This is a genomic window from uncultured Brachyspira sp., assembly GCF_944390595.1.
Taxonomy (GTDB): Bacteria; Spirochaetota; Brachyspiria; order Brachyspirales; family Brachyspiraceae; genus Brachyspira.
Window position 1 is genome coordinate 1 of the sequence record NZ_CALXRN010000185.1, and the last position, 20,266, is coordinate 20,266.

A 20,266-nucleotide genomic window follows, 5' to 3' on the forward strand; every position below is an offset into this window, starting at 1 on the left:
CTCCTAATAACCATTATACTTTTATTATATAATAGTTTATTTATTAAATCTAGTTTTAATTTATATATTAGAATTTTATATTTTTTATGATATACTAAAAATAAAAAAATTAATAAAGAAATGTATATGGAAAATAAAAAGACTTATTATTCTTTTTCAGATTATGTAAAAAATAAATTCGGAGTTAAAGTAGGTAAAATTTCTATAGATACAGATTTCGGATGTGCTCATAAAGCAAATAATGGAGGATGCAGATTTTGTAATTTAAATAGTTATAAACCTCCTTACGTGATAGAAGAAAATATTGACAGTCAATGGATTAATGGAGTAAAAAATTATAGAAATAGATATCAAAAATTTTATGCATATTTTCAGTTAGGAACTCCATTATCTCCATTAGCCTCAAAAGAATCATTAATATATGCAAATAAACTTATTCATTTTGAAAACTGTGTAGGTCTTATGTTTGGGGCTAGAAGCGATATGCTTGAAGAGAATGTATTGAAAGAGCTTAATGATTTATCTGCTTCATTCAATAAAGAGATTTGGCTTGAAATGGGGCTTCAGTCATCCAATGAAGAGACTTCAAAATTTATAAACAGAGGACATGATTATAACTCTTTCGCTGAAATGGTTAATCATATAAAAACAGTTTATCCCAATCTAATAATATGCACACATGTAATATTCGGACTCCCAAAGAGATTGATTGAAGATAAAAAACTTATAGAACTTGAAACTAAAGATGATATGCTTAAAACAGTTAAGGATATATCAATTCTTAAAATAGATGCTGTTAAATTTCATCAGCTTGATATAGTTAGAGGTTCTTATTTTGAAAAACTTTATAATGAATACACTTTTCCAACTATAGAAGAAGATTTTTATATAGAACTTATGTCGGAAGCATTATCAATAATTAGAGAAGATATAATAATTGCACGTTTGGTAGGAGATAGTTTGGGAGATACTTTAATAGCACCGAAATGGAAAAAATCTAAAGGTGAAATACTTAATCTTATAACAAAAACAATGCTTGAAAGAAATATTATTCAAGGAAGCAGAATATCATATTGAAAAACATCGATAAATTGATTATAATATAAAAGCACTATATTAATTAAAAAAACTTAATATCATTTTCTGATATTATAAAAGACTATGGAGACATTAAAATGAAATTCGTATCTTTCGTTGAATGGAATAATACCGAATCTGTAGGTATATTAAGCAAAGACGGCAGCAAAGTAATAGCTATAAATGAGATAATACCGGATTTTAAAGTATCCGAAAATCCAATGATTCAGTTAATTAGAATGATGAATGATGATATACTTAATAAATTAAAGCATGCAGAAGAAAATTTTACTCATGCTTATTCTATAGAAAATGTTCAAATACTTTCTCCTATAAGAAAGCCTATACATGATATTATATGCGTAGGTGTTAATTACAGCGATCATTTAGGAGAGATAAAAAAAGATATGAAGGATTTTAAAGAGGTTAAAGCTCCTGTTTATTTTTCTAAAAGAGCTTTAGAGGTTATAGGACTCGGAGATAAAATTAAAGCGAGATTTGATTTAGATGAATGCCTCGATTATGAGGTTGAGCTTGCAGTTATCATAGGAAAAACAGCAAAAGACATAGAGCCTGATAAAGTACAGGATTATATATTTGGATATTCTGTATTTAATGATATATCTTCAAGAAATATACAAAAAGATCATTCTCAATGGTATAAAGGTAAAAGTTTAGATTCTTATTCCTCTATGGGACCATGTATAGTTTATAAAGATGATTTAAAACTGCCTTTAAAACTAAATGTTAAAAGCATTTTAAATGATGAAGTAAGACAGTCTTCAAATACAGAATATATGATACATGATATAAGTTATTTAATTTCTGATATATCAAAAGGTATGACATTGGAGGCAGGAGATATAATTGCAACAGGCACTCCTGGAGGTGTAGGGATGTCTTTTAATCCTCCTAAATATATGAAGCATGGGGATAAAATAACATGCTTTATTGATGAAATAGGCGAGCTTGTAAATTTTGTAGATTAATTATTTTTCTTAAATTGCTTGATAAAATTCTGCAACTACCTTATTATTGCAGACATATTATTTTAAGGAGAATTAAGTATAAACTATGAATATATTTACTTTTACAAACAAAGGTTCTAACACAAAAATAAATACAGATACTATTTTATTTAACAGCGAGGCAATATCAGGAAATCCTATTATAATTAGCGAACAGAATAATTATTCTCACTTTTTAAATGGTATAGAAGGTATTGCTGTTTCTCTTTTGGCAGACGGACTTGGAGATACATTCGCTTCAAAGTTGGCAGTTAATATATATAATGAAAATTTTTTAGATTTGCTTGAACTTGTTGGCGAGCAGGAAGTTATGAATTGGATAATGCATAACTTTATTAAATTAGAAGTTACAGCTTCAAGAGAATCGGCAGATGATAGAGAAAAATCTATGGCAGGTGCTTCTATTGCCGGAGTATTATATCATAAATTTGCAGGAGCATTTGTATTTAATGCAGGAGATTCAAAAGTTTTTGCTTCAGATAATAAAAGAGTTATTCAAATAAGCAGAGATCATATTGTAGGAAATGCTTTAGACAATTGTGCATGTGCAGGAGGCGGACATTATATTACTATTGAAGGAGCAAGAAGAAATAGAAGACATAATTACTTTATAGCTTCTAATTCTATGATTGAGCTTTTATCAGAAAAATATGAAAATGCTGAAGCTGGAATTAATGATATAATGAGTTCTTCAAATACAGAAGAAGCTTTAAATAAATTAAAAAAATTATCAGAATCAAGCAATGATAATATAAGCGCTGTAGGATTATTTAATTTATTTGAGTAATAAGCAAGGATTAAATATGCAGGAAAAAGGAACTATAAGAACAATACCTATGCTTCTTGCTTTGAATGTTGTAACATGCGGATTATATTATATTTATTGGATATATCAGACTTCTTATGAAATAAAGCGTTTTACAGAAAAAGATAATTTATATCCAATTATAGATGTACTTTTAGGAATAGTTACATGCGGGCTTTATTTCAAGTATTGGTATTATAAATATGGAAAAATAGTTTATAAAGAAATGCCTTTGAAAGTTGGAATGGATAATAAAGAAGATAAAACTTTAGCTCTTGTAATTATAGATATTGCAGTTTTTTTGATTTACTTTTTTAATTTGATATTTAATTCTGCTGCTATTCTTATAACTTATTCTCATGTTAAATCAGTATCAGATTATATGGGACTTTTAGGTAATTATTTTAGCCTGCTGCCTTTAGGGTTAATATATTTAGTAAATATATCATCTCTTATAATGCAGGATAAACTTAATAATATTTGGAAAAAAGCAGATTAAATATTATTGATATAAATTTTCATTTTTTAATTCGCTTGAAGCAAAATTTCTTAAATAGCTTTGTACTATTTCTAAATCTTCCATAGTATCTATGCCGTGTATGAATTTTTTTGTTTCAAGCACCTTTATTTTCATTCCATTATAAAGCCATCTAAGCTGTTCTAATCTTTCTATATTTTCGTATTCGCATTCTGGTAGATTTTCTATTTTTAGAAGTACATCTTTTCTAAAAGCATAAACTCCAATATGTTTATAATATTTAACCTCTATATTTTGGTCAAATCTTTTATGAGGTATAGTGGCACGCGAAAAATACATAGCATAATTATTTATATCGCAAACTACTTTAACAGCGTTTTCATCTTTTATTAAAGGGCTTTCATCATCAATTTTAGATTTTATAGTTGCTATATCAACATTTTTATCTTCAAAAGAATCTATAATAGGATTTAATATAGTTTCATCTATTAAAGGTTCATCACCCTGCACATTTATTACTATATCGCAGTCTATCTTTTTAGCTACTTCAGTTATCCTTGAAGTTCCGGAAGTATGTTCTGAAGAAGTCATGACAGCCTTAGCATTATTTTTTTCGCATATATCCATTATCTCTTTAGAGTCCGTAGCTATTATACAATCATCGATTTTTTTTACAGCTTTTACATTATCATAAACATCTATTATTATAGGTTTTCCTAATAGTTCATAAGTTAATTTTCTAGGAAATCTTGTAGAACCATATCTTGCCGGTATTATAGCAACAACTTTATTTGACATATTATTTGCCTCCTAATGTATCTGCTGATATATCTTTTAATTTTGATTTAAATTCTTCGATATTTTTTGATTCTAATAATACAACAGGATACATAGTCATTCTTGATATTTTGGTAAACAATGAAAGAAGATTAAGATATTTATCATTGCTGTTTTTATTAGTTAAAAACATAATAAGCAAGTGTACCGGTTTTTTATCAAGAGAAGAATAATTAAGTCCCTTTTTTGAAATAGCAAATATAATATCATTATCTTCTACTTCATTAGTTCTTACATGCGGAAAAGCAACTCCGTATCCAAGTCCGCTGCTTATTATATCTTCTTTTTTATACATAGCTTCTATAGTTTGTGCTATGTTTATTCTTAATCCGTTAGACTCAGCATATATTAACATTTCGCTAATAGCTTCATCTTTATTAGTTGCTTTTAAATCTAAAATTACATAGGATTTGTCTATATATTTTGTTACCTCATTTAATGAAATCATATATTGCCTTCTTTTAATTAAATATTAAACTTCAACATTAAAATTATTTTTTAAATATTCTTTCATAGTGTATTTCTTTTGTATAAGCTCTAAAGTAATATTTAAAGGATATATAGTATTATAGTTTTTAAAACTTATTCCTATAGATTCATCATCTAAATCTATTCCTCTTGAAACAATCCAGTTTCCATTAAAGTTCATTCTTATTACTTCGCCTATATAAGCACTTATAGAAAATATAAAATTTCTGTTATTATCATTTTCTAATACTAATCTTAGTTTTTCTTGAAAAAATTTGTCTATTTCTAATAAGCTTTTTAATGTATAATCAGTGTGATATCCTTCACGCATTAAAAAATTGCTTATCCAATTAGACGATCTTGAAAGTTCCTCTTGCGGTAAGATATATTTTGACATAATGTTTATCCTTATATTTAATATATATTTTTTTCATAATATGTCAAATTTATTTTTATATAATATAGCTTTTGAAAGACTAAATTAATAAATATTAAAATTGTATATTTATGTATCAATTTATTTTTGTGATAAAAAAATATATGAAATAATGATTTCTTTTTTATTAATGTGTAAAAATTATAACATATAAAACATATTTTGTTAAAATATGATATGATTTATTATAAAATAAGTATATAATATATCAATATTGATGATAATGTTATAATTGTATGATAAATTTATTATAAATTATACTTGCAGAAGTTGTAATCTTTGATATACTTTAGTTATTAAAATTTATGAAATGGAGAGTATATGCTAAAGAAAGTTGTCTCAAATATCTTAAAAGAAGCATTAATTGATTATTTGAAGGGTACAGATATAAAAGAAGTTGATTCTTATATAGAAATCGGGTATGCCTCAGACAACAGGTTTGGTGATTATGCTTGTCCTGTTGCTATGCGTTTGTCTAAAATATTAAAGAAAAATCCTATGGAAATTGCAGAAGCTATAGTAGAAAAAATTGATAAAAAATTTTTTGAAAAGGTAGAAATTGCTAAGCCTGGATTTATAAATATGACATTATCTTATCAATATATAAATGATTGTATAGATGATTTAATAAATAATGATAATTACGGCAGAAACACAGCAGAAGAAAAAAAGAAAATAATGGTAGAATATGTAAGTGCAAATCCTACTGGCCCTTTGCATATAGGTCATGGAAGATGGGCTGCTATTGGAAGTGCTTTATCAAATATTCTTAAATATGTAGGACATGAAGTTTATCAGGAATTTTATGTTAATGATGCAGGAGAACAGATTACTAAATTAAATGAAAGCGTTCAGGCTGTAAGAGAAGGCAGAGAAATTCCAGAAGACGGATACCATGGTTCATATATATATGAATTAGCAAAGAAAGAGGGCAATCCTAAAGATTTAATATTGGAAGATCAAAAAAGACTATTAGAGAGATTTGGAACTTATATGGATAATTATGCTTCCGAACTTGCTATACGTGAAAGCGGCGAATTAGAAAAAACTATGGAGTTCTTAAAAGAAGAAGGATTATTATTTGAAGAGGATAATGCTTCTTGGTTTAGAAGTACAAAATACGGTGATGATAAGGACAGAGTAGTTAAAAAAAGTAACGGAACATATACATATTTTGCTCCGGATATAACTTATCATAAAAACAAAATAGACAGAGGATATAAAACTTTAATAGATATATTGGGGGCAGATCATCATGGTTATGTTCCTAGAATTACTGCGGCAGTTAGAGCTGTAAGTAAGGATACTGCTAGCTTAAAAGTTATATTAGGTCAGTTGGTAAGACTTTACAGAGGAAATGAGATTGTAAGAATGAGTAAAAGAACAGGGGATATGATAAGTTTAGAGGATGTAATAGATGAAATAGGAGTTGATCCTGCAAGATATTTCCTTCTTATGCGTTCCTATTCTAGTTCTTTAGATTTTGATTTGGAGCTTGCTAAAAAGAAAGATAATGATAATCCTGTTTATTATGTTCAATATGCTTATGCCAGAGTTTGTAATATATTCTTCAAACTTAAAGAGAAAAATCTTTCTTATAATGAATCTAAAGGTTTCGATATAGAAAAAATAGCAAATGAAAGTTCTTTAAAATTGGCTAAAATACTTCTTAGATTTCCGGATGAGATTTATGAATCTTCAAAGTCTTTAGAAGTTTATACTATTCTTAATTATACTTATGATGTGGCAAGTGCTTTGCATAAGTTCTATTATGATAATATAGTATTAGAAGAAAATGAAGCTATAAGACAGGAGCGATTAACCTTAGTTAAGGCAGTTAAAAAGGTATTAGGAATCTGTTTTGACATAATAGGAATATCTAAAATAGAAAGAATGTGGCTTGATGAATAATAAAAAATAGAAAAATATAAAGGGACTCAATAATTTGAGCCCCTTTTTTATTTATTAATTATTTTCATTCCATTGAGTTATAGCATCATCATTAGATAATTCTGCTATAGAGTTTTTATTAAATGTAGGTTCTTTATGTTCTTTTAATTTACTTACATAATGTCTTGCAAGCATATAAACAGGCTTATTAAGTATTACTATAATTATTATGTTGAGCAATGCCATAAATCCCATAAACATATCGCCTGCTCCCCATATAGTTTTGAAATCAGCCAATGATCCTGCAAATACCATAGCTATTGTCATAAGCCCTACTATTATATAAGAAATTGTATTATCTTTTAAAGCAAAAGCACCTGTTTTAATATAGAAGAAATTACCAAGTATAGAACTATATGAGAAAAATAATATACATACAGTGATAAAGTAAGAACCAAACTTTCCTAAATGTGATTCCAGAGCATATTGAAATAAATTAATACCTTCAATATCCTTTACTACCTTCATAGCTTCAGGAGATAATAAAAGTATGAATCCTGAAATTGAACATATTAATAAAGTGTCAGTAAATACAGAGAACATTTGTATAAGTCCCTGCTTACATGGATGAGAAGAGTGAGCAGCAGCTGCAGCATGAGGAGCACCGCCCATACCTGCTTCATTAGAGAATAATCCTCTTTTTAATCCATTAGAAATAGTTGCTCCTATAGCACCTCCAAAGAATGCTGACGGCTTAAAGGCTTGTACAAATATGCTTTGAAATACTGAAGGTACAGATGGGAGATTAGTAAAGAATATATAAAGACCTATAAGTATATAAGGTATAGCCATAACAGGAACTATAAATACGCATGCATGAGTTATAGTATCTCTTTTTTTAGAAAATAATATTAATCCGGTAATAACTATTAATGCTATAGCTGTATATAAATAAGGAATATTATATTTTGATAAAGCATTTGATATAGTATTAGCTTGAACCCCATTAAACGTTGTATAAGTAAATATCATACATATAGCAAATAAAGCTGCTAGAATAGGTTTTTTTAATCTGCTTTTTATATAGAAAGAAGCTCCTCCTATAAATTTGCCTGATGAATCTTTTTCTTTGTAAAGCTGTGCTAATGTACTTTCTGTGAATGCTAAACTTCCTCCAAGTACAGCCATTATCCACATCCAAAATAAAGCACCAGGTCCTCCTGCAGAAACTGCAGCCATAACTCCGGTAATATTTCCTGTTCCTACTCTTGAAGCTGTGCTTATACAAAAACTGGCAAATCCTGAAACTCCGTCTCCTTTTTCATGGGTTGATAATAAAAGTTTTAATGCATGTATTGAATGTGAAACTTGTATCCCTTTTAATCTTAATGTAAAGAAAATTGAAACTGCGAAAAATACCCCTAATAGCAAATAACCATACATTACCCCGTTTGTTGTGTTAATTATTAGATTAATAATTTTCATTATACTTATCCTGTTTTTATTTATTTTTAATTGTCATTATACAATAATATTTATTTTTTTAAAATATTAATTAAAACTTTCTAATATTTTTTTTACTTCATTACGTTTTTTTATGTATTTATCATACATTACAGCATCAGGTTTAATATTGTTAATAATGTAGAGTTTATAATTAACAGCATCAAATAATTTTGTATAATAAATTTGAGCATTATGCTTATCTCCTATATTATTATATATTTTAGCTAATTCCTCTAAAACTTCATCATCATTTTTATCAATATTAATAATTTTTTCTAAGTATTCTATTACTATATTGCCGTTTTTATTCATATCTCTTTTCAATAAATAAACAGCATCCTTTATTACATCAGTATCTTTATCATAAATATTTATAGACATCTCATAATATTTTGAAGCATTTTCATAATCATTTTTTAATATGTATGCATCAGCAAGTTTATAATAGTAATAATAATTATTTTTTAATTCGGCTGCCTTATGATAATTTTTTATGCTTGAATCTATATCTTCTTCAGCAGCGTTGATTTTATACTTAGTGTAATATAAGCATCCAAGAGCATATAAAGAATAATGATTATTTTTACTTAAGTATTTATGTATATTATCAACAACGGTGTTTATGTTTTTTAAGTCATCTCCTTTTATCATTAAATACTCTAAATAATCTATATTAAAATAAATATTGTCCTTATAAAAATTAAAAAATACCTCATATATTTTAGCATCATCTGATTGATAATCATTAATTATATTATTTACTTTTTGAGTATAATATCCTATAAGGGATGTATATTCATTTTCTTCTATAGTTTTCAAACTTGCAGATATAGATGAATAATAGTATATATCTTTAAGCATTTGATTAACAGCTTCAAATAAATTTTCTTCTTTTGAAAATACATTTCTTTCAAGCCATTCTCTTGGTTTTTCTTTATTAAAAATTATATAATTAATTACAAATCCATTTTGATATTGATAAATGTCATAAGTAATTGATATATCAGCGTTGTTATTTAATGTTAATTCTTTAATCCTTGATTTTATAGTTTTATAATTATTCTCTTTTATAAATTTATTAGGCAGTATATCAATATTAAAATATAAGAATATATTTTTTCTTAATAGATCATTTACGGCATACAGCATGTAATTTTCAGAATAATATGTTTCAAAAATAATTATTCTTTTTTGAGAGAATGCTGAAATGTATAATAGAATAAATACTATTAAAATTTTTTTTATCATAGATGAATAATATACAATATAAATCTTTAAAAATCTATATAAATATTTATCTAATCTTGTATTTTATTTATTAACATTATATTATTAGTAAAAATTTATTATATGGAGATTATAATTATGATCTTAGACGGAAGAGAGTTGTCAAAAGGAATTAAAGAAAATATTAAAAAGAGGGTAGAAGAGCTTGATAAAAAGCCGAGAATAGATTTTTTATATTTTGAAAATGATAAATCATCAGAAGTATATTTTACAAGGGCAAAAAAGCAGGCGGAAAGTGTAGGAATGACAGCATCTCTTCATAATCTTCAAGAGAATACAACAGAAGCTGATTTTTTAACATTAATAGAATATTTAAATAAAGAAAAAGAAACAAGCGGAATAATAGTTCAAATGCCTTTGCCTAAGCATATAAGTAAAAAGAAAGTTTATGAAACAATATCTCCTGAAAAGGATGTTGATGCTATATCTCATATTAATTTGGGAAGAATATTTATGGGAGAAACTGTACTTTCACCATGTACTGCTAAAAGCTCTATTGCATTAATAGAAAAATCAGGAGTTCAGATAGAGGGTGCTAATGCTGTTGTTGTTGGAAGAAGTGAGATTGTAGGAAAGCCTCTTGCTCATCTTCTACTTCAAAGATCTGCTACTGTTACTATAGCGCATTCAAAGACTAAAAACTTAAAAGAGATTTGCAGAAATGCTGATATATTATGCGTATCTATTGGAAAAGCAGAATTTATAACTGGAGAATATATAAAAGAAAATGCTGTAGTTATAGATATAGGAATAAATGTACTAGAAGACGGTTCTTTAAAAGGGGATGTTAATTTTGAAGAAGCTTCAAAAATAGCTTCTGCCATTACTCCTGTACCGAATGGTGTTGGAAGCGTTACTGTGGCAATGCTTTTAGATAATTTGCTTTATCTTCATAGTAAATATCATTCTTGAAAATAAAAAATAATGCATGATTAACTTAAAAGTCATGCATTATTTTAATATATCAAAGAAATCATCAGGATATCCGTACATATTTACTTTACCGTTTTCATCAATTTCTATTTCCACATAAGTGCCGTTTACTATATCTTCTTTTTTATATTTGTCCGTTAAAAACTCCATTATTTGATTATCCGAACCGTAAAGATGATTGTTGATGTTTCTTTTCTCTTCAATGTAGCTTCCTGATATTAGTATATCGGCATAAGACATTACAGCCTTTTTACTGCTATTTTCAATTTCTTTTTTTTCGTATCCGCTGTAAAGTATTATTCCTATATTAAGAGATTTTATATTTTGCATTAATTTAATAGTTTCTTCAAGCTGATCTAAAGGCTCTCCTCCAAGTATAGTAACGTTATTAATGTTATATTTAATTATTGATTCTTTTATTTGCTCAATTATTTTTTCTATGCTTATTTCTTCTCCGCCTTCAAAGCTATGCATAGAATAATTCCAGCATCCTTTGCATCTTAATCTGCACCCTTGCGTCCATATGACAAAGCTCTTTCCAAATCCGTAAATAGAAGAATTATCATTGATATGTGATACACGCATTATCTTACTTCTCTAACTAAAGTAAGCTGTATTTTATTGTCTTTTTTTACTTCCATTACTCTGTAGCCTTTAGCTTTTGCCTTCTCCATAATAGCTTTTTTCTGAGATTCTATAAATGCAAGTCTTTCACGTTCAAGTCTTTCTTTTTCCTCTTCAAGTTTTCTTTCATAAACTTTATTATATTCTGCTTCTAGTTTCTGCAAAAATGAAGATATTTCACTGTTATAACTGTCATAGCTTAATACGTATTTTCCATTAACTAATTTGAAATATGTATTTCTAAATCTATGCAAAGAAGGAATGTAAATCTTATCATTTTTTAATTCATATTGATATCCGCAGTTTTTAAGTGCTTCTAAAAGTATTTCTTCATTAAGAAAAGGTGTAGCAGTTTTTACTAAACAGCTCATTGAATTCCTCCTTTTAATCTATTTTTATTCTGAGTGTTAATTTTTTGATTAAACTCATCCGTTTTTTTAATCTCTTTTATATTAGAAAGTTCATCAAGCAAAGCATTAACCTCCTCTAAGCATGCTTCTCCTTTTATTCCGTCAGTTTTTACATTGAGGCTTCCGTCCTCATTAATAGTTATTGTGATTCTTTCTTCTCTCATATAATTATACTCCTATTGTTGCCGGCTATACTTTTATAGCCAAAATTATTTGATAAACTCCTCAGCATTTATTTTTTCTATATAAACAATATCTTCTTCTTCATCCATTATAAATGCAAGAGATGATTTATTATTTTTTTTATAGTATGCACTTTTATACAAATTATTAATATAATCTATAACTTTATTAAATTTTTCTGTAAATTCATTTAAACTATTTGTTCCTTTCATAGTATTAAAATCTTCTTCTAAACTTCTTTTTAAATCTAAATATGAGTCTTCATAGATCTTTCTTGAAGCATAATCAAAATCTTTTATTATATTTGCTATTTCTTCTAATTTTAATTTGCATTCATTTACTGATGCATTTATTTTTTCTTTAAATTTTTTTATATCTACAGTTTCTTTTTTATCTTCATTTGTTTTTATTTCTTCATCTTTTTTTATTTCTTCATTTGTTTCATTATGATTTACAATATCATTATAATCAATAGTTGAATCTCCGTGCATAATATCATTGGTTATATCATCTATGTCATCAGATATGCTATTTAAATTATCTGCTATTGTATTGGCAAGATCTTCAATATTATCAATAAACTCCATAAAATTATAGTACGTACTTCTGTTAGTATTGTTGAAACTGTTAAACTTATCTTTTAAATCATTAATTACTCTATCAAAAGAAGTATTATCACTCATTAATGCCTCCCCATTTTATAAAATCAAGCTCTTCATCATCATCCATCATAAAGCTTAATGATGATTTATTATGTTTTTTATAATAAGCACTTTTATAAAGATTATTTATATATTCTATAATTTTATTTAATTCTTCAGCATTCTTTATATATTCTAAACTTCTTTCTAAATCTGTACAAGAAGATTCATAGCTTTTTCTTGATGCATAGTCAAAGTTTTCTATTAATTTTCTTATCGCTTTAATCTTATCTTTGCATTTATTAATAATATCAATGCTTATATCTATTTTTATTTCTTTGTTATACTTTATTTCTTTTTCTTCTTTTTTATCATTGTCTTTTAGTACATTATTTTTGTTTATTTTTTCTTCTGTATTAGTATTTTTTGATGATGTTCGTTTTTTTCTATATGTTTTATTAGATACTCTATTTGATTTATTATTTCTTTTATTTTCTGACTTTTCTATTTTTTCATTAAAAAACTGCAAAGTATCTTCAAACTTTTCATCAAATCCATCAACAGCATCAACAATAATGTCAAAAATGCTCATAAAAAATACCTCAATATATTTAATTTATAATACTATTATAATAAATATCTATGACAAAAAATGTCGCTGTTTTTATATTTTTGTTTTAATTAGAAGAAACTAAAACAGCTCTGTTTTTTGACCATTCTCTTATACTACTAATTTTTTCTTTCATAGTTTCTGACAGAATATGAGTTTTTTTCATAGCACTTATTATATGATCTGTAGTTATTTCTTTATTTTCATCGAAAGCTATAAATAATGCTTCTTTAATAGCTTCTTCTATTTCGGAACCGGAAAATGATTCGCAATTATCAGCTATTTTTTTTACATCAAAATTAGCAGGGTCTCTTTTTATCTTTTTTAAATGTATTTTTATAATTTCTTCTCTGTCTTTTATAGACGGCAGATCAACAAAGAATATTTCATCAAAACGCCCTTTCCTCAAAAGTTCAGGAGGAAGTCCGTCTATTCCATTAGCTGTAGCTATAACAAATACAGGTTTTTTATTTTCCTGCATCCAAGTCAAAAAAGAACCAAAAACTCTAGCTGTAGTACCGCTGTCAGTGGAGCCTGAAGATTGTATTCCGGAAAGACCTTTTTCTATTTCATCTATCCAAAGTATTGACGGAGCAACTGCTTCTACTATATTTAATGTTTTTCTGATATTGCTTTCTGAATCTCCTACATATTTTCCAAATATTTTTCCCATATCTAATCTTATTATAGGAAACTGCCAAGCAGAACCAACAGCCTTAGCACATAAACTTTTTCCTGTTCCTGGTATTCCTAATAGAAGTATTCCCCTTGGAGTTTCAAGCCCGTAATCTTTAGCACCCTGTTCAAAAGCTCTTCCTCTTCTTCTAAGCCAATTCTTTAATACATCAAACCCTCCTATATCATCTAATGTTTCATTATGATGATAATATTCTAAATGTCCGCTGTTTTTTATAATTGTTTCTTTTTCTGATATTATTATTGGTATTTCTTCTTCTGTTATTTTACCTGCCTGTACTATTGCTTTTGAAAATGATCTTTTAGCTTCTAAAATAGTTAATCCCAATGCAGAATCTATTATTTTTTCAATATCATTATTCAATGTTATATTATATTTTTTGCATGTGGATTTTAGTATGATTTCTAAATCATCTTTTTTAGGTAAATCAAAATCCATAATATAAACATCTTTTTCTAATTCGTGAGGTAATTCTCTTTTTGTTTGCAAAAGTATTAAGGTTCTGTCGTTATAATCACTATATGCAATATCTCTTATTTTACTTATTAGTCTTGGATTATCTTTTAAAAACAAATCATATTCCTGAAGTATCAGTATAGAATCTTTTGCTTCATCGCTTTGATACCAATCTAAAATAAATAATGCATCTTCTTTATCTTCTATTTTAGTGAAGCTTTTACCATTATTTGACATTCTTTTAAGACCTGAGTCAATACCCCATTTATACCAGTCTCTTTTTAATTCGGCAGCAGTTCTTGAAACTTCTCCTTCTATTCTCATGGTTTCATAGCTTACGATTTGTATAATATTTATTGATGAACGTATTAATATACTCAAGCTATCCATAAAAATCCCCCAATAAGTAATATATTTTATAATATAGCATAGATGTAAAAAAATGCAAATTTAATTATTGAAAATAGTATTTGTGTTATTGATATAATAAAATTTTATACAATACAAAAAATACTAGAAATTAATAATATTTCATTGTACTATATACAAAACTATATTGGATAAATTTATGGATAATACTATTTCAAAAGAAACTCTAAAATTCTTATTAGAATTGCAGCAAAATGAAGTTACTGAGCATGCTGTTTATTTAAACTTGGCAAAAATTGTAAAAAAAGAAGATGATAAAAATGTTCTTATAAGTATAGGCAAAGAAGAATATGCTCATGCAAAAATACTTGAAAAATATACTAAAAAGAAATTAAAACCTCAGAAGTTTAAAGTATTTAAATTTTTTATATTAAGTATAATTTTTGGGTATACTTTTGTTATAAAGATAATGGAAGGCGGTGAGAAGAATGCTGAGTATATATATTCAAAAATAGTTGCTGAAGTACCTGATGCTAAAAAGATAGCATTCGATGAAGAAGAGCATGAAAATAAACTTATATCTATTTTAGATGAAGACAGATTAAAATATGTAGGTTCTATGGTTTTAGGTTTAAGCGATGCATTAGTTGAAATAAGCGGAACATTGGCAGGACTTAGTTTTGCTTTGCAAGATAATAAACTTGTTGCATTATCAGGTATAATAACAGGAATATCTGCCACTCTTTCTATGGCCTCTTCTGAATATTTATCAGCTAAAGCGGATGGTGATAAAAATGCTTTGAAATCATGTTTATATACAGGAATAATGTATTTAATAACTGTGAGTCTTTTGATATTGCCTTATTTAGTATATCCTAATAATCATTATTTATATGCATTAATTACAATGCTTTGTATAGTAGTATTTATAATATTTTTCTTTACTTACTATGTATCTGTTGCCAAAAGTCTGCCATTTAAAAAGAGATTTTTTGAAATGGCAGGAATTAGCTTAACTGTTGCTGGTATTAGCTTTTTAGTAGGTCTTTTAGTTAAGCAATTTTTAGGTATAGATATTTAATATATAATTCTACAAACTTTAGGAATCAAGTATATTATTAATTTTACTTCTTATTGACTGTCTTATTGTTCTAAAAGGTATTGGGAATACTATTGTGTCTACGATTTTATTTATTGCTTCTCTTAATTTATCTCTTTCTTTTTTTGAAGCATTAGAAGCAAAAATATTCATATAATTTTCAATGAAAAAATGAATATTATGAAAATATTATTAGATATTAAACTATATATTGTTATTATTATAAAATATATAATAACTAAAATTGCTAGTATAAATATTCCTCTATTTCTTTTTTTGAACTTTTCCAAATTTTTAATTTTCTTAATGGTCTAACACAATATTTACAAAATGGTATAGGATTTTTCACATATTTAAATATTTCTTCTTTAGAAGAATTATATATGTTTATATAGTCATTTTCTGTAATATTTAAATTTGTGCCAAAATGATTATTAAAATATTTTATATATGCTGCTTGAGGACATACATAAAATTTACCGTATGTTAATTGAAAACATACAGCCTTACATTTTTCAAAACTGTCTTTGATGTCTTGTTTACCTTCTATATCAAAACTGCAACTATAACTTTCTTTTACATATCCATCTGCAGATCCTCCATCATAAATATCAAAATGTACCTTATATTTATTGCATAAATCTATAATCTTTTCTATATCTATTTTTATAGGATATTTAGTAATATTCAAATATACATCGTTTTTATTAAGATTTTCCCAAAAGTCGTTACTTTGTTTATCAAGTAAAATTCCATTAGATAATACAATAATACCAGAATATGGAAAATATTTTCTTACTATTGTAATATAATCTTTGCATCTATCATTTAATAAAGGTTCACCACCCATTATACTTATTTGATTAACAGCAGAATTCATTACTTTACTTAATTGTTTTATATCTTTTTCAAATACATTAATATCATAGAAGTGTTTATCTGCTATTTGAGAATAATGAGTACAGCTGTAGCAAGAAAAATTGCAGTGATCTGCTATTTGTACTTCAACTATACCAAGTTTTTCTAATTTTTGCCATTTATTATATACGTAATTTCTAAATTTATTTCTGAGGTATTTAAATGGAATATACCACGACATATTATGCATTTTTAATATATTCATAAAAAATCCAACTATACAATTAATAGACTTTTATATTATACTAAATTATTTTTTTGTCAATTTTAAAATATATTAGTAAACTTCTGCTATAAGAACAGTTTCAACAATGGCTGTGGCTTGAGAAGGTTTACCTATTTTAAATTTATATCCTAAATTCCAACTTTCTATCATAGGTTTTATATCAAAAAAATCACTATAATTATGATATATACTTATTATTAGTATAGGTTTTTGATTTTTAATAGTATTTACAGCACCTTTTAAAAAATTCTGTTCAAATCCTTCTAAATCTGTTTTTATTAATCCTACTTCAATATTATTTTCTTCAACAAAAGAATCTAAGGTTATTGTTTCAATTTTTTCTTCTGTTAAATTATCATCTATATATTCTCTTTTTTCTTCTAGTTCTATACATGCGTCTGCTAAACCATCATTTTTAAAATAAATATACATATCTTTATTTTCATCACCTAATGCTTTTTTTATAGGTATAATATTATTTACATCATTTAATTTTATTGTTTTATTCATTAAATCAATATTCTTTTGAAATGGTTCAAAACTATATACATTTTTATTTGTATAACTAGAAAATAATAATGCTGTATCACCAATATACCCACCAGCATCTATAATATTTTTATTTTTTAAATATTTTAAATTATTTATTTTATCCATAGAATATTTATAATAAAATGTAGAAGCTGAAAATCCATTTATTGGAAGCAAATATTGATTATATATAAAACATTCATCATTTATTTTTTTTATTTGAGGTTTAAATTCTACAAATTGCTTATCCTCTTCTATTAGTTCTTCTTCAGTGAATGATACAGGATCATCTATATTGTCATAAAAATATACTTTATTAAAAATCATATTAAATATAATTTTGGAACTTTCATCATCTAAACCTTTAACTAGTTTAGCATACTTAGTTATAAAATTATTATCATTTTTTATAGACTCTCTAAAATGTTTTATCATCCATTTATCACCAGGTATGACTTCAAATGTTGGTTTTGTAATAGTTTTTAGTAATTCTCTTACATCATTTCTAAGTTGTTTAAAAGGTATATAATATACTATTCTGTCTATTGTTTTTAAATCCATATTTTCACCTATTTATAAAAATGCAAAATAAATTATCCCTATTAAAGAAAATAGGTAAATGTAAAAAGTCTTTTTGGAGATCAGACTTGACTTGACTTGACTTGACTTGACTTGACTTGACTTGACTTGACTTGACTTGACTTGAGATTAAGTCAAAATTAATATTGAAATAGTAAGTATAATTATTCATAGGAAGATATTATATTATATTTTAGATATAATGCAAGTTTACTATACTTGAAAAAAATATTACTTATATTTATACTAAAAAACAATATAAATATTGGAGTATAAATGAAAAGAGAGTATAAGTATAAATTGTCAGAAGATGACTTTATAGATTTTCAGCTTTATTATTTAAAAATGAACTCGAAAATGACTAAATCTGTAAAAAGAACTATTATAATATTAATATCCCTTTATGTTGTTATTTTTGCAGCAATGGCAATTTATTTTAGAAGCAATGCTTTTTTAATATTGATAATAGCTGTTTTAGTATCCGCATTTTCAATATTACAAATATTTACATATAGAAAACGTCTTGAAAAAAAAATCGTTAAGAAAGTAAAAGAGTATGTAAGGTCAGGTAAATTGGATAAAGTTTTAGGAGATAAAGAGCTTGAAGTTTATGATGATAGAGTAGTATTTCATGAGGATAGAGGAACAAGTTCTTTCAATAAAGAAGATATAAAAAATATAGAAAATAGCGATAAGTCAGTTTTTCTTTATGTTGATGATATGTCAGCGATTATTGTTCCAAAGCATTATTTAACAGGGGAAGATGTAGATTTCTTATTGTCTTATAAAAATTAATAACATAAAAAAAGAGCAGGTTATCCTGCTCTTTTTTATATTTTATTCTTCTGTTATTGAAAGTTTTGAGCAAACATAATCTTTGTTTAATTCAAATACTTTTTTCTCTTTATCATCTGAAGGCATATCATACATAGCATCAAGCATAACACGTTCAAACAAAGCTCTCAAACCTCTTGCCCCTGTATGCTCTTCCATAGTTTTTTTCACTATTGATTTTAATGCTTCATCATCAATTTTTAATTCTATATTATCATAAGAAAATAATTTCTGATACTGTTTAGTTAAAGCATTCTTAGGTTCTTTTAATATTTTTAAAAGCTCTTCTTCTTTAAGCTCCTCTAAAGTAGCTATTACAGGAAGTCTTCCTATAAGTTCAGGTATAAGTCCATATTTAACTAAATCCTCAGTAGAAATATTTTTCATTATTTCATCATAATTAAGATTATCCATAGAATTAACTTCAGCAGCAAAACCTAATCCCTTTTTAGAAGTTCTTTCAGCAATAGATTTTTCTATATCAATGAAAGCACCGCCGCATATAAATAGAATATTAGATGTATCTATATGCAAATTATCCTGATGCGGATGTTTTCTTCCGCCATGAGGAGGAACTGTTGCAATAGTACCTTCTACTATTTTTAATAATGCCTGCTGTACTCCTTCTCCAGATACGTCTCTTGTTATAGAGCGTGATTCACTTTTGCGTGAAATTTTATCTATTTCATCGATATATATAATACCTTTTTCAGCAAGTTTAATATCACCATCAGCATTCTGTATTAGTCTAAGAAGTATATTCTCAACATCATCTCCAACATAACCAGCTTCTGTTACAGTAGTGGCATCAGCAATAGCAAAAGGAACATTTAATGCCTTAGCTAAAGTGCGTGCTAATAATGTTTTACCGCTTCCAGTAGGACCTATTAAAAGCACATTTGATTTTTCTATTTCAACTTCATTTTTATCTTCTGTATTTTGAGTTATTCTTTTATAATGATTATAAACAGAAACAGATAAAACTTTTTTGGCATAATCCTGTCCTATAACATATTCATCAAGCAATGCCTTTATTTTTTTAGGAGGAAGTACAGTTATTTCATGTTCCTTTGATTTAGACTTCATTTTGTTTTGCGAATGCATATTAAAATAATCATTAGCTATTGCAGAACAATCTGAGCATAAATATCCTTCATTTCCTTCTATATATCTGTTTAATTCTTTTAATTCTCTTCCGCATAAAGAACAAACTTCTTTTTTATCGCTATTTTTTTTAGACATATTTCTCCATATAAAAAACTATAATTAAGTTTATATATTTTATATCAAAATAAAAGTATTTCAATAATAAAAAAAAATAAAAAGTTATATTTATAAAAAAAT

At 26.2% G+C, this 20,266-nt stretch carries 23 protein-coding genes; 8 read left to right on the forward strand and 15 right to left on the reverse strand.

Annotated features, from left to right (window positions below; genetic code table 11):
- Positions 1 to 126 precede the first annotated feature (126 nt).
- The 4 genes from Q0J90_RS10640 to Q0J90_RS10655 all read left to right on the forward strand — a co-directional run bounded on the left by Q0J90_RS10640 (position 127) and on the right by Q0J90_RS10655 (position 3,409).
- The gene (locus Q0J90_RS10640; RefSeq protein ID WP_297277877.1) at positions 127 to 1,077 is read left to right on the forward strand and encodes a TIGR01212 family radical SAM protein; all 951 of its coding nucleotides are present in this window, start codon (positions 127 to 129) and stop codon (positions 1,075 to 1,077) included.
- 98 nt (positions 1,078 to 1,175) lie between these two features.
- The gene (locus tag Q0J90_RS10645) at positions 1,176 to 2,066 is read left to right on the forward strand and encodes a fumarylacetoacetate hydrolase family protein (protein ID WP_297277878.1); all 891 of its coding nucleotides are present in this window, start codon (positions 1,176 to 1,178) and stop codon (positions 2,064 to 2,066) included.
- 85 nt (positions 2,067 to 2,151) lie between these two features.
- Complete coding sequence (locus Q0J90_RS10650) at positions 2,152 to 2,892, forward strand: serine/threonine protein phosphatase (RefSeq protein WP_297277879.1); 741 nt, start codon at positions 2,152 to 2,154, stop codon at positions 2,890 to 2,892.
- On the forward strand, positions 2,885 to 3,409 hold the full coding sequence (locus tag Q0J90_RS10655) for a DUF4234 domain-containing protein (protein WP_367173885.1): 525 nt from the start codon (positions 2,885 to 2,887) through the stop codon (positions 3,407 to 3,409). The genes Q0J90_RS10650 and Q0J90_RS10655 overlap by 8 nt, the downstream gene beginning before the upstream one ends.
- A gap of 3 nt (positions 3,410 to 3,412) precedes the next feature.
- Here the strand turns inward: Q0J90_RS10655 and kdsB are convergent, their stop codons facing one another.
- From kdsB to Q0J90_RS10670, 3 genes are read right to left on the reverse strand one after another with little or no spacing between them, the layout of a single operon-like run.
- On the reverse strand, positions 3,413 to 4,186 hold the full coding sequence (gene kdsB / locus Q0J90_RS10660; protein WP_297277880.1) for a 3-deoxy-manno-octulosonate cytidylyltransferase: 774 nt from the start codon (positions 4,184 to 4,186) through the stop codon (positions 3,413 to 3,415).
- 1 nt (position 4,187) lies between these two features.
- Positions 4,188 to 4,673 (reverse strand): PTS sugar transporter subunit IIA, encoded by a 486-nt coding sequence (locus tag Q0J90_RS10665; protein ID WP_028330162.1) that lies wholly within the window; start codon positions 4,671 to 4,673, stop codon positions 4,188 to 4,190.
- A 24-nt stretch (positions 4,674 to 4,697) separates the two neighbouring features.
- Positions 4,698 to 5,090, reverse strand: coding sequence for a hypothetical protein (locus Q0J90_RS10670; RefSeq protein ID WP_297277881.1), 393 nt, complete (start codon positions 5,088 to 5,090; stop codon positions 4,698 to 4,700).
- Between the two features lie 360 nt (positions 5,091 to 5,450).
- Here Q0J90_RS10670 and Q0J90_RS10675 point away from each other — a divergent pair, with 360 nt between their 5' ends.
- On the forward strand, positions 5,451 to 7,040 hold the full coding sequence (locus Q0J90_RS10675; protein WP_297277882.1) for an arginine--tRNA ligase: 1,590 nt from the start codon (positions 5,451 to 5,453) through the stop codon (positions 7,038 to 7,040).
- Positions 7,041 to 7,094: 54 nt separating this feature from the next.
- Here the strand turns inward: Q0J90_RS10675 and Q0J90_RS10680 are convergent, their stop codons facing one another.
- Both Q0J90_RS10680 and Q0J90_RS10685 read right to left on the reverse strand, forming a co-directional pair.
- Positions 7,095 to 8,504, reverse strand: coding sequence for a sodium:alanine symporter family protein (locus tag Q0J90_RS10680; protein WP_297277883.1), 1,410 nt, complete (start codon positions 8,502 to 8,504; stop codon positions 7,095 to 7,097).
- Between the two features lie 66 nt (positions 8,505 to 8,570).
- Positions 8,571 to 9,773, reverse strand: a complete 1,203-nt coding sequence (locus Q0J90_RS10685) for a hypothetical protein (protein ID WP_297277884.1) — start codon at positions 9,771 to 9,773, stop codon at positions 8,571 to 8,573.
- Between the two features lie 111 nt (positions 9,774 to 9,884).
- Between Q0J90_RS10685 and Q0J90_RS10690 the strand changes: the two genes are divergently transcribed.
- Positions 9,885 to 10,724 (forward strand): bifunctional 5,10-methylenetetrahydrofolate dehydrogenase/5,10-methenyltetrahydrofolate cyclohydrolase, encoded by an 840-nt coding sequence (locus Q0J90_RS10690; RefSeq protein WP_297277916.1) that lies wholly within the window; start codon positions 9,885 to 9,887, stop codon positions 10,722 to 10,724.
- A 39-nt stretch (positions 10,725 to 10,763) separates the two neighbouring features.
- Here Q0J90_RS10690 and Q0J90_RS10695 read toward each other — a convergent pair whose 3' ends face one another.
- From Q0J90_RS10695 to Q0J90_RS10720, 6 genes are all read right to left on the reverse strand, one after another.
- Entirely contained in the window at positions 10,764 to 11,330 is a 567-nt protein-coding gene (locus Q0J90_RS10695; RefSeq protein WP_297277885.1) for a 4Fe-4S single cluster domain-containing protein, read from the reverse strand.
- On the reverse strand, positions 11,330 to 11,740 hold the full coding sequence (locus Q0J90_RS10700; RefSeq protein ID WP_297277886.1) for a hypothetical protein: 411 nt from the start codon (positions 11,738 to 11,740) through the stop codon (positions 11,330 to 11,332). The genes Q0J90_RS10695 and Q0J90_RS10700 overlap by 1 nt, the downstream gene beginning before the upstream one ends.
- Entirely contained in the window at positions 11,737 to 11,943 is a 207-nt protein-coding gene (locus tag Q0J90_RS10705) for a DUF2997 domain-containing protein (RefSeq protein ID WP_297277887.1), read from the reverse strand. Before Q0J90_RS10705 ends, Q0J90_RS10700 begins: the two co-directional genes overlap by 4 nt.
- A 45-nt stretch (positions 11,944 to 11,988) precedes the next feature.
- Positions 11,989 to 12,645 carry a hypothetical protein gene (locus Q0J90_RS10710; RefSeq protein WP_297277888.1) on the reverse strand — a complete coding sequence of 219 codons (657 nt, stop codon included), beginning with the start codon at positions 12,643 to 12,645 and terminating at the stop codon, positions 11,989 to 11,991.
- Positions 12,638 to 13,195: a hypothetical protein gene (locus Q0J90_RS10715; RefSeq protein WP_297277889.1), complete on the reverse strand. Its 558-nt coding sequence runs from the start codon at positions 13,193 to 13,195 to the stop codon at positions 12,638 to 12,640. The genes Q0J90_RS10710 and Q0J90_RS10715 overlap by 8 nt, the downstream gene beginning before the upstream one ends.
- 85 nt (positions 13,196 to 13,280) lie before the next feature.
- Positions 13,281 to 14,756, reverse strand: a complete 1,476-nt coding sequence (locus tag Q0J90_RS10720) for an AAA family ATPase (protein WP_297277890.1) — start codon at positions 14,754 to 14,756, stop codon at positions 13,281 to 13,283.
- A 178-nt stretch (positions 14,757 to 14,934) separates the two neighbouring features.
- On the opposite strand from Q0J90_RS10720, the gene Q0J90_RS10725 reads away from it, so the two are divergent.
- A complete protein-coding gene (locus Q0J90_RS10725) occupies positions 14,935 to 15,816 on the forward strand; it encodes a VIT1/CCC1 transporter family protein (RefSeq protein WP_297277891.1) in 882 nt (293 codons plus the stop codon).
- A gap of 18 nt (positions 15,817 to 15,834) precedes the next feature.
- Here Q0J90_RS10725 and Q0J90_RS10730 read toward each other — a convergent pair whose 3' ends face one another.
- The 3 genes from Q0J90_RS10730 to Q0J90_RS10740 all read right to left on the reverse strand — a co-directional run bounded on the left by Q0J90_RS10730 (position 15,835) and on the right by Q0J90_RS10740 (position 18,070).
- Positions 15,835 to 15,987 (reverse strand): hypothetical protein, encoded by a 153-nt coding sequence (locus tag Q0J90_RS10730; RefSeq protein ID WP_297277892.1) that lies wholly within the window; start codon positions 15,985 to 15,987, stop codon positions 15,835 to 15,837.
- 94 nt (positions 15,988 to 16,081) lie between these two features.
- Positions 16,082 to 16,957, reverse strand: coding sequence for a radical SAM protein (locus tag Q0J90_RS10735; protein ID WP_297277893.1), 876 nt, complete (start codon positions 16,955 to 16,957; stop codon positions 16,082 to 16,084).
- Between the two features lie 72 nt (positions 16,958 to 17,029).
- The gene (locus tag Q0J90_RS10740; protein WP_297277894.1) at positions 17,030 to 18,070 is read right to left on the reverse strand and encodes an FkbM family methyltransferase; all 1,041 of its coding nucleotides are present in this window, start codon (positions 18,068 to 18,070) and stop codon (positions 17,030 to 17,032) included.
- A 294-nt stretch (positions 18,071 to 18,364) separates the two neighbouring features.
- Between Q0J90_RS10740 and Q0J90_RS10745 the strand changes: the two genes are divergently transcribed.
- Positions 18,365 to 18,883, forward strand: a complete 519-nt coding sequence (locus Q0J90_RS10745) for a YcxB family protein (RefSeq protein WP_297277895.1) — start codon at positions 18,365 to 18,367, stop codon at positions 18,881 to 18,883.
- Positions 18,884 to 18,925: 42 nt separating this feature from the next.
- Here Q0J90_RS10745 and clpX read toward each other — a convergent pair whose 3' ends face one another.
- Positions 18,926 to 20,164 carry an ATP-dependent Clp protease ATP-binding subunit ClpX gene (clpX, locus tag Q0J90_RS10750; RefSeq protein WP_297277896.1) on the reverse strand — a complete coding sequence of 413 codons (1,239 nt, stop codon included), beginning with the start codon at positions 20,162 to 20,164 and terminating at the stop codon, positions 18,926 to 18,928.
- Positions 20,165 to 20,266: the final 102 nt, after the last annotated feature.